The organism is Pseudoalteromonas sp. NS-SX12 (genome assembly GCF_057367955.1).
On sequence record NZ_CM170634.1, the window covers coordinates 674,942 to 688,118 of the forward strand.

At 40.9% G+C, this 13,177-nt stretch carries 10 protein-coding genes and 1 rRNA gene; 5 read left to right on the top strand and 6 right to left on the bottom strand.

The genetic code is table 11. The features are described from left to right. Nucleotides 1–195 precede the first annotated feature (195 nt). Nucleotides 196–1,728: ribosomal RNA gene (locus AC2IOM_RS03205) — 16S ribosomal RNA — on the bottom strand. A 655-nt stretch (nucleotides 1,729–2,383) separates the two neighbouring features. Here AC2IOM_RS03205 and AC2IOM_RS03210 point away from each other — a divergent pair. Further along, nucleotides 2,384–2,851, top strand: a complete 468-nt coding sequence (locus tag AC2IOM_RS03210) for an RNA recognition motif domain-containing protein (RefSeq protein ID WP_100912459.1) — start codon at nucleotides 2,384–2,386, stop codon at nucleotides 2,849–2,851. Here the strand turns inward: AC2IOM_RS03210 and murI are convergent. Both murI and AC2IOM_RS03220 read right to left on the bottom strand, forming a co-directional pair. Then, nucleotides 2,841–3,602 carry a glutamate racemase gene (gene murI / locus AC2IOM_RS03215; protein ID WP_100912458.1) on the bottom strand — a complete coding sequence of 254 codons (762 nt, stop codon included), beginning with the start codon at nucleotides 3,600–3,602 and terminating at the stop codon, nucleotides 2,841–2,843. The two genes, AC2IOM_RS03210 and murI, sit on opposite strands and share 11 nt — an antisense overlap. Before the next feature lie 68 nt (nucleotides 3,603–3,670). Beyond that, on the bottom strand, nucleotides 3,671–4,801 hold the full coding sequence (locus AC2IOM_RS03220; protein WP_486359111.1) for a DUF5610 domain-containing protein: 1,131 nt from the start codon (nucleotides 4,799–4,801) through the stop codon (nucleotides 3,671–3,673). Between the two features lie 320 nt (nucleotides 4,802–5,121). Here AC2IOM_RS03220 and trmA point away from each other — a divergent pair, with 320 nt between their 5' ends. Further along, entirely contained in the window at nucleotides 5,122–6,219 is a 1,098-nt protein-coding gene (gene trmA / locus AC2IOM_RS03225) for a tRNA (uridine(54)-C5)-methyltransferase TrmA (protein ID WP_486359112.1), read from the top strand. A 23-nt stretch (nucleotides 6,220–6,242) separates the two neighbouring features. Here trmA and fabR read toward each other — a convergent pair whose 3' ends face one another. Beyond that, nucleotides 6,243–6,863: an HTH-type transcriptional repressor FabR gene (gene fabR, locus AC2IOM_RS03230; RefSeq protein WP_100912456.1), complete on the bottom strand. Its 621-nt coding sequence runs from the start codon at nucleotides 6,861–6,863 to the stop codon at nucleotides 6,243–6,245. 127 nt (nucleotides 6,864–6,990) lie between these two features. On the opposite strand from fabR, the gene AC2IOM_RS03235 reads away from it, so the two are divergent. The 3 genes from AC2IOM_RS03235 to AC2IOM_RS03245 all read left to right on the top strand — a co-directional run bounded on the left by AC2IOM_RS03235 (nucleotide 6,991) and on the right by AC2IOM_RS03245 (nucleotide 11,083). Continuing rightward, nucleotides 6,991–8,127, top strand: coding sequence for an acyl-CoA desaturase (locus tag AC2IOM_RS03235; protein ID WP_486359113.1), 1,137 nt, complete (start codon nucleotides 6,991–6,993; stop codon nucleotides 8,125–8,127). A 15-nt stretch (nucleotides 8,128–8,142) separates the two neighbouring features. Then, a complete protein-coding gene (gene sthA / locus AC2IOM_RS03240; protein ID WP_100912454.1) occupies nucleotides 8,143–9,564 on the top strand; it encodes a Si-specific NAD(P)(+) transhydrogenase in 1,422 nt (473 codons plus the stop codon). 133 nt (nucleotides 9,565–9,697) lie between these two features. Then, a complete protein-coding gene (locus AC2IOM_RS03245; RefSeq protein WP_138634861.1) occupies nucleotides 9,698–11,083 on the top strand; it encodes a TonB family protein in 1,386 nt (461 codons plus the stop codon). On the opposite strand, the gene nfi is transcribed toward AC2IOM_RS03245, so the two are convergent. Both nfi and hemE read right to left on the bottom strand, forming a co-directional pair. Next, the gene (gene nfi / locus AC2IOM_RS03250) at nucleotides 11,064–11,729 is read right to left on the bottom strand and encodes a deoxyribonuclease V (protein ID WP_486359114.1); all 666 of its coding nucleotides are present in this window, start codon (nucleotides 11,727–11,729) and stop codon (nucleotides 11,064–11,066) included. The genes AC2IOM_RS03245 and nfi overlap by 20 nt on opposite strands. Before the next feature lie 35 nt (nucleotides 11,730–11,764). After that, on the bottom strand, nucleotides 11,765–12,832 hold the full coding sequence (gene hemE, locus AC2IOM_RS03255) for a uroporphyrinogen decarboxylase (protein WP_010562174.1): 1,068 nt from the start codon (nucleotides 12,830–12,832) through the stop codon (nucleotides 11,765–11,767). Nucleotides 12,833–13,177: the final 345 nt, after the last annotated feature.

Genomic DNA, 13,177 nt, shown 5'->3' on the forward strand with positions numbered 1-13,177 from the left:
CCAACAACAACTTAATGTTGCGGCATATTTTCTTTACTTTATTTTGAGAACTCTAAATTAAATATTGTATTTCCTAAGAAATACTTAATTTAAAGTTTGTCAGCTTTCCAAATTTTTAAAGAGCAAATTAACTAAGCTATTGCTTAGCTAACAATCATCTGTGTGGACACTTCGAACAAAAAGTTCTAAATCGTATAAGGAGGTGATCCAGCCCCAGGTTCCCCTAGGGCTACCTTGTTACGACTTCACCCCAGTCATGAATCACTCCGTGGTAAGCGCCCTCCCTAAGGTTAAGCTACCTACTTCTGGAGCAACCCACTCCCATGGTGTGACGGGCGGTGTGTACAAGGCCCGGGAACGTATTCACCGCGACATTCTGATTCGCGATTACTAGCGATTCCGACTTCATGGAGTCGAGTTGCAGACTCCAATCCGGACTACGACGCACTTTAAGTGATTCGCTTACTCTCGCGAGTTCGCAGCACTCTGTATGCGCCATTGTAGCACGTGTGTAGCCCTACACGTAAGGGCCATGATGACTTGACGTCGTCCCCACCTTCCTCCGGTTTATCACCGGCAGTCTCCTTAGAGTTCCCGACCGAATCGCTGGCAACTAAGGATAGGGGTTGCGCTCGTTGCGGGACTTAACCCAACATCTCACAACACGAGCTGACGACAGCCATGCAGCACCTGTCTCAGAGTTCCCGAAGGCACCAAACTATCTCTAGTAAGTTCTCTGGATGTCAAGTGTAGGTAAGGTTCTTCGCGTTGCATCGAATTAAACCACATGCTCCACCGCTTGTGCGGGCCCCCGTCAATTCATTTGAGTTTTAACCTTGCGGCCGTACTCCCCAGGCGGTCTACTTAATGCGTTAGCTTTGGAAGACAGTTCCGAAAAACCGAACTCCTAGTAGACATCGTTTACGGCGTGGACTACCGGGGTATCTAATCCCGTTTGCTCCCCACGCTTTCGTACATGAGCGTCAGTGTTGACCCAGGTGGCTGCCTTCGCCATCGGTATTCCTTCAGATCTCTACGCATTTCACCGCTACACCTGAAATTCTACCACCCTCTATCACACTCTAGTTTGCCAGTTCGAAATGCAGTTCCCAGGTTGAGCCCGGGGCTTTCACATCTCGCTTAACAAACCGCCTGCGTACGCTTTACGCCCAGTAATTCCGATTAACGCTCGCACCCTCCGTATTACCGCGGCTGCTGGCACGGAGTTAGCCGGTGCTTCTTCTGTTGCTAACGTCACAGCTAGCAGGTATTAACTACTAACCTTTCCTCACAACTGAAAGTGCTTTACAACCCGAAGGCCTTCTTCACACACGCGGCATGGCTGCATCAGGCTTGCGCCCATTGTGCAATATTCCCCACTGCTGCCTCCCGTAGGAGTCTGGACCGTGTCTCAGTTCCAGTGTGGCTGATCATCCTCTCAAACCAGCTAGGGATCGTCGCCTTGGTGAGCCATTACCTCACCAACTAGCTAATCCCACTTGGGCCAATCTAAAGGCGAGAGCCGAAGCCCCCTTTGGTCCGTAGACATTATGCGGTATTAGCCATCGTTTCCAATGGTTGTCCCCCACCTAAAGGCATGTTCCCAAGCATTACTCACCCGTCCGCCGCTCGTCATCTTCTAGCAAGCTAGAAATGTTACCGCTCGACTTGCATGTGTTAGGCCTGCCGCCAGCGTTCAATCTGAGCCATGATCAAACTCTTCAATTAAAAGTGTTTTTGGACTTACGTCCGACTCAATGAATTCTGATTTTGATATCTTACGATATCGAATTGACTGTGCTGAATAAATTTCTTTATTCCGTTGGTCACTCAGTTCAATTAAGTCTAAATTTTGTTACGCTAAAAGCGTATGTTAGAACTTAATCTGTACGAGTGCCCACACAGATGATTGCTTAAATTTTTAAAGAACAGTGCAAACAACCTTGTGCTTGCCGCGACGCTTCGTCGCTGTTAGGGCTGCGTATGTTACGCCTTCCTAATTTTTTGTCAACACTTAATTTTGATTATTTTCTTTTTATTTTGAAAACGTTCAAAACTCAGTTTTACTTGACTCAACCAACTCGTGATTCGCTGCTATGCTGCGTCGTTCCCCGTGTTGGTGGAGGCGCATTATAGAGAGATCCGAATTTGGATCAACCCCTATTTCAAACTTTTTTTAGTTTTTTGGATCGTTCGAGCAAAATACGTACAAAACCGCTCATTTTTGTACGTTTTAGGCCGTTTAATGGGCTTTTTAAACTTAACTTAAATAATTTTACCGCTTATTTGTACTGATATTATTGCCTTGTAGGCAAAGTAAGATAAGATAAGCATGAACATTTGTTAATTTTATGTTTAATTTGTGTAATTCGGAATCTTTAAAATGAGTTCATCGCAACAAAAATCATTAATAATAATTTTTATCGCATCTCTTATCGGCTATGCCGTAGTTCATTTTGCATTATCATCAGTACTTACAAGTTCATCTTTGGCTATTGCTGTAGGCATTTTGATTGGTGGTATTCTTGCAACCTTCTCTGCTCATGGTGTAACTGAAAAGAAAGAAGCAAGTAAATCACTTTATGTTGGTAATTTACCTTATAAGGCAAACGAAGCGGTTGTTAGAAGTTTATTTGAACAACACGGGAAAATATTCTCTGTTCGCCTATTAAAGGATAAGCATACTGGTAAACGTCGCGGCTTTGGATTTGTAGAAGTCGCAGAAAAGGATGCCGATAAAATTATCTCGGCATTAAATGATAAAGAGTTTCAACAGCGCACTTTAAAAGTACGTGAAGCGAAACAAAAGTCAGATGACAATAATTCTTTGGATGATAGTGTTAATCATTAATCACTGAGATTTGTAATTTAGTCTGTTCTAAAGCAGCCGTAGCATAATAATCTACCGGCTGCTTTTTATTATCTTCTACATTACACTCGCCAATGAGACTCGATACACGATTCGCGATCGCCTCACCAGAATCGAGTAGTTGTAAATCATGCCTTATTAACTGTTTAAGTTCATTTGCAATAATTGGAAAATGCGTACACCCCAAAACTAAATGATCAATTTCACTGTTTATTGCTAATTTATCGAGTTCTTGAGCTAACGCTTGCATATCTAATGTATTAAACCAGAACTTGTATTCAGCTAACCTTACTAGTTCGCTAGAACCATATAAGTCAACTTCACAGCTTCTTGCAAAATCATCAATTAATGTTGCGGTGTATTCATTTGCAACTGTGGCCGGCGTTGCTAATACGCCAATTCTTTTGCTTAGGGATTTCTCTGCAGCTGGTTTAATTGCTGGAACAACGCCTACTATTGGAAAATCAAATTGTGCGCGAAGTTGCACTAATGTTTGTGTGCTCGCGGTATTACAGGCAACAACTAGAATATCGACAGGCTCAATTTCTTTAATAAATTGAGTTAACAGACTAGTGATACGCTGCGTTAAAAATTGAGAAGAGCGTTTTCCGTACGGCAGGTATTTGTTGTCCATAAGATAACTGAATTTTGCACTCGGTAAACTCGCTTGAATATGTTCAAGTACCGATGTGCCACCAATGCCAGAATCAAATACAACAATGTGCTTAGCCAAACTACCCGACCTAATACGTTATTAACCCGAGTAGTTTGCCATAGATTTTTTAATTCACAAGCGATGGCCTAGCTTTCTTTTTGTTGCTTTTGATTTAGCTGTTCAAAAAAGCTAGTACTGTAATCCAACAGACTCTCTTTATTAGCCTGCTGTTGATTCAACCAAGTTAATAATTGCGTCAATTGATTCTCAATATTGAGTGGCTTCGCTTTGTCATAGCTTTCTTTTAGACCTTCATTTATTGGTTCAAATTGCTTAGCAATTTCTCGACCTGGTTGCCTCGTTTGGTACTCTCGCACACTTGCTCTAACTTCTGTTTGCTGCAAGTTCATCGACATAGCCACCAATTGTGGAGAGTCCAAGTTTAGATTTTTTGCTTGCTCAAACGCTTCATCAAGCGAGCCATTAAAGAACTCGTTACTAACTTCTTGCAAATCTGACATAAGCTCATTAATTGCTGCTACTTCATCTTCATTCAAATCACCTTCGACTGAAAATGAGTAAGCTTGTGAACTTGACTGAGAAGACGAATAACTCAACGACTCGCCTTCTTCGCTCTTGTTATATGATAACTGCTCTGATGAACTGAACTGGCTATTATAAGTAAGCTTAATAATATCACCTTCAGCTGTTTTAATTTCAAAGCTTGCACCATTATCTAACTGATAAAAGTTTTGACCATTAAAAGCGGCATCAGAAGGACCCTTTTTGTCTGGGTTGAATATCGATTGCTCAAACTCATCCAAACCGTCAAAAATCAACTCTCGACTTTTCTCAATACCTTGCTCAATTTCGTCGGTATACAACTCACTGTCTTTTAATTCCTCAACAGCCTCTCCAATTCCTTGTTCGACGCCTTTGCGTGCTTGCTCAAACATGTTGGTAAGCTTGTCATTATCAGCTCCGTCTGCTTTCGCACCTAAAATAGCGCCTTTAACAAAAGATAATACATTCTTTGCAATTTCTTCAAAGTCGAATAACTCTTCAGGCTTGGTAGGCTCAACTTTACTTTCAAATGGCATTGATCCCATCATTTTCTGATACGAGATCTGGCTTGCAATTGTTACTCGTTGAGACATGGTAAAAACATCTTTAGACGATGCGTTTTGTGCTATTTCGTTTGGTTTATTTTGAGAAAAACCATACTTGTTTTCGGGTTGATACCCCAATCCACCCACTTTCATAATCATTGCCTCCATTTCAGAATGCCTACTTATCGACCAAATAGTGAACAACTTAAGTGTTAATTATTAATTTAAGCACTATTCGTTCTCTTTATATAAAGGTAATGCCCACTTACTTAAGTATGTTATTCGATGTTGCTAAGGCGGAGTTTTCTGATATAGCCCTTCTAAATCGATAAATAACAACGTGATTAGCAATCAAAAAAGCCCGCGTAAATGATTAGCTATTTAAGTGAGTCAGTATAAGTATGTCACATTTTTTCTATGCTATAACTGGACAAAGAAAAACCACAACCTACAATAGCGCGACTCGCACACTAGAGGTTAAAAAGCATATGCCTGTAATTCAAATTGATACTTCACAATACGACGAACAACTTGCTGAAAAAGAACAACGTATCAGCCAACAATTCGCGCAGTTTAACGCGCCAAAATTAGAAGTATTTGCGTCTGAAGCAAAAAATTACAGACAACGTGCTGAGTTTCGCGTGTGGCATGAAGGTGAAGATTTATTTCACATTATGTTTGACCCAGAAACAAAAGAAAAAATCAGAGTTGATCAGTTTGATCCTGCAGCACCATTAATTTGTGAATTAATGCCACGTTTGTTAGATCTGCTAAAGCCGAATGAAATTTTACGTCGTAAACTCTTCCAAATTGATTATTTGTCGACATTGAGCGGGCAAATTCTTGTTAGCTTGATTTATCACAAGCAACTTGATGACGAATGGGTAAACGAGGCTAATAAACTAAAGGCGTTACTAAAAGAAGAGTTTGATATCGATTTTATTGGCCGAGCGCGCAAGCAAAAAATTGTGCTTGGTGAAGAATATGTCATCGAAAAGCTGAATGTAGATAATCGTGAACTTGTTTATCAGCAAGTTGAAAACAGCTTTACTCAGCCAAACGGCAAGCTAAACGAGCAAATGCTCGAGTGGGCAATCGATGTCTCAAAACCACTTAAGAACGACTTGCTGGAACTTTATTGTGGTAACGGTAACTTTTCAATTGCATTAGCGCCAAGCTTTAATCGCGTACTTGCCACCGAGATTTCCAAGTCTTCGGTTAAGTCCGCGCAATTTAATATTGCCGAAAACAAAATCAACAACCTCGATATAATCCGTATGTCGAGTGAAGAGTTCACCATGGCAATGAATGGTGAAAAAGAGTTTTCCCGCTTAAATGGAATCGACCTTAAAAGTTACAACTGTCAAAGTATATTAGTTGATCCGCCACGTGCAGGTTTAGATAAAGACACCACTGATTTAGTGCAAGGGTATGACAACATTATCTATATTTCATGTAACCCAGATACGCTGGAAAGAGATTTGCAGCAACTAACTGAAACTCATACCATCGCGCGTTTTGCCATTTTTGATCAGTTCCCGTATACCCATCATATTGAGTCCGGCGTATTTCTTACGCGCAAGTAAAACATTCATCACAAAAAAAGCAGCTATTTAGCTGCTTTTTTTTCTTTGGTATAGCTTGATGCCCCTTTAGCAATATAACGCAATTGCCAAATAATACGCTCGGTGAGTTGCTCACGCTGTGGCTTAGTGAGATCAAGCGCTTCAGCGCCTGCGTTAAATACTAACGTAACCATTGCTTCTGCTTGTATATACGCATGATTAGCATCACAACCAGTCTCATTTTCTAAATAATGCGCGAGTTCTAGAATAAAGTGCTTAATTTCACGTGCAACTGCCGCCCTGAAAGCTTTTGATGTACCCGAACGCTCTCGCAATAATAAACGGAACTGGTTACTCGACTCATCAATAAACTCCATAAACGTCAACACAGATATATTAATAATACTGCCACCGCTTTCAATTCGACGGCGAGCCTGACGCATCAATTGACGCAACATCAAGCCTGCTTCATCAACTAAGGTTAACCCAAGCTCATTCATATCTTTAAAGTGGCGATAAAAAGATGTAGGTGCAATTCCTGCTTCACGTGCGACCTCACGTAAACTTAGATTAGAAAAGCTATGCTCAGCACTTAGCTGGTTAAAAGCCGCTGCAATTAAAGCCTGTCTTGTCTTTTCTTTTTGTTGTGCGCGAATACCCGACATACGTCCCCCATCTAATTTGCACGCAGTTTACCACAGAAAAAATATTTATGAATTTTGTCGAATTCACTTGATAAAAAGGCCATATAAAACTATTTTAGCGTACAAGTGTACGCTGAGATTTTTAAGAATGAAAAAACCACCTATTATTTGGCTTAATACCCTCTTTTTTACCATCACTTTTTTGGCTGCTGTTACCATCGTGCCTTGGTACGGTTTAGCGTATGGCTACAGTAGCGCAAACTGGATCGCATTTATTGCGTGTATGTTTTATTGCGGTTTATCAATTACTGCCGGTTATCACCGTTTATGGGCGCACAAAACTTATGAAACCCATCCTGTGATTGAGTTTATTTTTGCCATCGGCGGGGCGTTCTCTATTCAAAATAGCGCCTTACATTGGAGTTCAGATCACCGCTTACATCATGGTAAAGTTGATGACGCTGAACACGATCCTTACGCAGCGACTCGTGGGTTTTGGTACAGCCACATTGGTTGGATGCTGCGCGAATATCAAGCACATAGATACAACGACTATGCAAACTGCCGAGATTTACAAAAAAATCGTATTGTAATGTGGCAACATAAACATTATTTGGCGCTTACCCTGATTACCAACTTTGGTATCCCACTAGTGCTTGGTTTGGTGTTTGGCAATGTATGGGGAATGTTACTTCTTGCGGGTTTATTACGTTTAGTACTGAGCCAACACTTCACCTTTTTCATTAATTCACTGGCACATATTTGGGGTTCTCGCCCGTATACGGAATCAAACACCGCCCGCGACAATGGCTTTTTAGCGTTATTCACGTACGGAGAAGGGTATCACAACTTCCATCATATTTTTGCATCTGATTACCGCAATGGTATCCGATGGTGGCATTACGATCCGACAAAATGGCTGATAAAATCACTGTCATTTTTGGGATTAGCCTCAAAGTTACGCAAAACACCGCAAGAGCGAATTGAACGTGCAAAAGCGGCAACTTTAATGGAAAAAACCAAGCGCACCTTGCTTGAAAAGCAAGACAGTCATGTGCAATTAGATAAACTGCAGCACGAATATGAGTTGTTATTAAGTAAAATACAGCACTATTATAAAGTAAGAAAACGCTTACTAGAGATGCGCAAAAACAAAGTGATACAGCAATGTGAGCAATCACAATTGAAAAAGCAGTATAATGACATTAAAGCGTCTTTAATAAACCAACAACAAAACTGGCTGGCGTTAAACAAAGCCTTAATTAAAGGGCTCGCAATAAACTAGTTAAAGGAACACTCTGTGACAAAAAAACAAGCGACTAAAAAACAGTATGATTATGATGCCATTATAATTGGTACTGGCCCTGGTGGTGAGGGTACGGCTATGAACCTTGCGAAAAGTGGCAAGCGCGTAGCGGTTGTTGAAAAACAACCTAAAGTAGGTGGTGGTTGTGCTCACTGGGGTACAATTCCATCAAAAGCACTGCGCCACTCGGTTAGTCGCTTGATTGAGTTTAATTCAAACCCGCTGTTTAATTCACAAGCTCACAGAGAGCGCATGACCTACCCAGATATTTTAGATCATGCGAGTAACGTAATTTCAAAGCAGGTCAATTTACGCACCAGCTTTTATGATCGTAACCGTATTACACTAATTCATGGCGAGGCGAGCTTTGTTGATAAAAATACGATTTCAATTTTAAAAGACGACGGTTCGAGCGAGTCATTATCAGCGCAAACAATTGTCATTGCGACGGGCTCTCGCCCTTATCGCCCTGCTGAAATCGACTTTAATCATAAACGCGTTTACGACAGCGATACCATTTTGGGCCTCAAGCACGACCCTCGTCACATTATTATTTACGGTGCAGGTGTGATTGGCTGTGAGTACGCTTCTATTTTTCGCGGCCTAGGCGCAAAAGTAGATCTCATAAACACCCGTGATCGCCTACTCGCTTTCCTTGATGCAGAAACATCTGATTCATTAAGTTACCACTTTTGGAATAGCGGTATTTTAATTCGCCATAACGAAGAGTTTAAAAAAGTAGAAACCCGCGATGATTGCGTCATTATGCATATGCAATCAGGTAAAAAAATGCAAGCTGACTGCCTACTGTTTGCCAACGGCCGAACAGGTAACACCGACAAGCTTAACTTATCAGCGATTGGTTTAAGCTCAGATAGCCGAGGCAATTTGAAAGTAAATGAAAACTATCAAACTGAAGTGGAAAATGTATACGCAGTTGGCGATGTAATTGGTTACCCAAGCCTTGCAAGTGCGGCATTTGATCAAGGTCGAATCGCAGCAGATGCCATCACCACTGGCGAATGTAATAAGAAACTAATTCGTGATATTCCAAGCGGTATTTATACTATTCCAGAAATTAGTTCCGTTGGCCGCTCTGAGCAAGAGTTAACGGCAGCAAAAGTACCTTATGAGGTTGGTCGCGCACAGTTTAAGCACTTAGCTCGTGCACAAATTGCCGGTACAGAAGTTGGTAGTCTAAAAATCCTATTCCATATCGAAACAAAAGAGATTTTAGGTATTCACGTGTTTGGTGAGCGTGCCGCTGAGATCATTCACATTGGGCAAGCAGTAATGGAACAAAAAAATGGTGGCAACACCATAGAATACTTTGTTAATACAACATTTAACTACCCAACCATGGCAGAAGCTTATCGAGTAGCTGCCCTTAACGGATTGAATCGGTTAATTAAATAAAGCAAAAAGGCACTTTATGTCAGGTTTATTACAAACATTCACATAAAGTGCCGCTTTTTTAAACTAATGCTTGAGATCGTGTAAAATTATTGTAAACTTAAAAGCCTAAAAAAATAATAATAGGCTGTTAAGTATGAAAACCCCCACTCTATTACTTGCCTCAGCACTATCTTTGTTTTCTGTAAGCAGTTTTGCGGACTATTCAACTGCAAAGTATTATGAAAAACAGGGAGATGTTGAAAAATATGTGAGCGAACTAACCAAGATTGCAAAACTTGGTCATGTTAATGCGCAATACGATCTCGCAACTGCCTATTTAAATGGTCAAGGCGTCGAAAAAGATATTACCAAAGCCTACGCTTGGTACTTATTAGCTAAAGATTTTGGCCACCCACAAGCGCAAGACAAATATCGCGAATTGCGTAAGCAAGTACCTTCGCGCCGTGAAGCAAAAGAAGCATATATCGACTTAAAAGATAGCTTTGGTAAAAAGCTTCATGATTTACGCTATGCGCCTATTTCAAAGCATACCAATTTCTTTCCTGAGCGCGCTAAATTATTAGAACGTGTAGAACCTGAAATCGATGGCAACACTCGTTCAGCGTCTAAAGCTTGGGTAACAATTGGCTATAATGTCAACGAAAGTGGGGTCGTTGAAGATAGCCGAATTCTAGCATCATTTCCAAAAGGTGTTATCGACGAAGCTGCTTTAGAAGCAGTGAAAAAATGGAAATTCGAGCCAGATGTAAGCCCAACAGGTGAACCGCGTCGCGTATTTGATCTGGTTGCTTCATTTACGCTTGGCTCTGAAAATAGCAAAGTTAAACGTGAATTTGAGCGCGCACTTACTGAATACAAAACCAAGCTTGTCGAGCTTGCAGATAAAGGTAACAGTGTTGCACAAAATCGCTATGCATTAATGTTAGAACACGGTGTACTTGAAAAAGCATCAGAAAACGAGCATATCGATTGGTATTACAAAGCCGCTATTAATGGCAATCATGATGCACAAATGCGCTTAATGCACTGTTTTGAAAATGGTGAAGGTTGCCAACCTGATGAAGAAAAAGCATTTAACTGGTTACAACGTGCTTCAGAGTCAGGCAATGAACGCGCGCAATATCAACTAGCACGTATCATGCTAAATTACGGCAGCATTCATTATGATGTTGAAACCGCTGCTGAAATGCTAAAAACCGCAGCGCATAGCCAGTATTTACCGGCAATGATCGAATATTCTCGCTTACTTGCGTTTTCTGACGTTGCTGAGTTACGTGACGCACAAAGTGCAATTAAATATGCAGAGTTAGCGCGTGCGGTTGATAATAATCACCCAGTGCTATTATCAGTACTTGGTAGCGCGCACTCTGAACTAGGCCGTGTACAAGAAGGTCAAGTGTTACTGCAACAAGCACTGAATGAAGCGAATAATCGTAGCTGGCCAGCGCAAAACTACATTAAGTTAATTGAACTTAGTGAAGCATCAATGATGGCTGATACTACATCTGATTCTTACTAAGCTTATCGGCGAGCCGAGTTGGCTCTGGTAAACGATATTTAGTAACACATTGAAGAGCAAGCTGTAAAGCTTGCTCTTTTGTTATTAAGTGACCAGGCGAAACAAAAAGCGGCTTCACCTTATCCCGTGAACGCACGACATAACCACTCTTTTTATCATTAATCACCAAATCTGAAATCGACCCTTTAGTTAACTCCGGCTCATCAAATTTACCAACCAAACAGCTTTTCGCAATGCCTAGTGTCGGTACATTTAAAATAACGCCTATATGACTCGCTACTCCGAGCCCTAACGGATGCGCAATACCCTGACCATCAAACATTAAAACATCAGGTAAGGTTTTGAGTTGCGCAAGCGCACTTAGTATTGCACCACCTTCTCGAAAGCTTAATACACCAGGAATATATGGAATTACGGTCGGCGCTTCATATACAGTCAGCTCAACCATTTCTAGACTAGGAAAGCTGAGCACCACAATGGCAGCTCGTGTTGTTTTACCCTTGTTAGGAAATGCAACATCAATACCCGCAATGTATCGCACAAGGTTTTGCATTGGTGTTAATTTAACTTTAGCAGCTAATTCTTGTTGAATTAACTTCGCATTGGCAACGCTGCCAGGCCAAGTAATAGAATCTGTAATCGCCATAAAGAAAAAGCCTTGCTAGTGCAAGGCTCTGTACATTATTTGTTGTGGTACTGTTTACTTAGTTCACCTACCGAGTTGATAAACACTCCAGCGTTTTCAGGGTCAACTTCTGGTGTAATACCATGGCCTAAGTTAAATACATGACCAGTTCCGTCACCATAGCCCTCTAGAATGCGCTGTACTTCTTGACGAATACGCTCAGGCGTACCATGAAGCATTGCAGGATCCATATTACCCTGTAGCGCTACTTTATCACCGATACGACGACGCGCGTCAGCAATATCAACAGTCCAATCAAGGCCTACTGCATCACAACCTGTTGCTGCGATCGCTTCTAGGTTTAAACCGCCATTCTTAGTGAATAGAGTAACAGGTACTTTACGACCATCGTTTTCACGAATTAACCCATCTACAATTTTCTGCATGTAAGTTAATGAGAACTCTTTGTAATCGCGCGGCGATAATACACCACCCCATGAATCAAAAATCATCAGCGATTGCGCACCGGCTTTAACTTGTGCGTTAAGGTAACTAATAACTGAATCAGCAAGCTTATCGAGTAGCATGTGCAAAATCTCAGGCTCTGAGAAAGCCATTTTTTTAATTTTGCCAAATGTTTTACTGCTACCACCTTCAATCATATAAGTCGCAAGTGTCCAAGGCGAACCTGAGAAACCAATTAACGGTACTTCACCTTTTAATTCACGGCGAATTGTACGCACGGCATTCATCACATAGCCCAGTTCATCTTCTGGATCTGGAATAGGTAGATTAGCAACATCGGCCATTGACTGAATTGGACGTTCAAATTTAGGACCTTCACCTGTTTCAAAGTATAAGCCTAAACCCATCGCATCAGGGATCGTCAGAATATCACTGAAAAGAATCGCTGCATCCAGTGGATAACGACGTAGTGGCTGAAGCGTTACTTCACACGCTAATTCAGCATTTTTACATAAGCTCATAAAGTCGCCAGCTTGCGCGCGTGTTGCACGGTATTCTGGTAAATAACGTCCAGCCTGACGCATCATCCATACTGGAGTTTGATCTACAGGTTGTTTAAGTAGCGCACGTAAATAGCGATCGTTCTTTAATTCACTCATGGTAGTGTAAAACCTAAAAAATAAAACTGCGCGAATTGTATCATTTAGAACGCTAACTAACTATGCGAAAGATCAAGCGCTAACGCTTTAAATGCGTAATTATTCATCTTTTTACCCTTATTTTGCTATTAATCGCCTATTTTTGAAATTTAACGTTGTTAAAATGAAAATAGTTTGTTATAAAATAGATACAAAAATAAGAACTTGAATTAATCAAGTCAGAAAAAGTTTTATAACCACCCTATTGGGTGGTTTTTTCTTTTTATGCACATTGAAAATAAAGAACTTTTTCTAAGCACAAAATAGCATATTAAAAATCCTCATAACTATCAGCAACTTAATCTA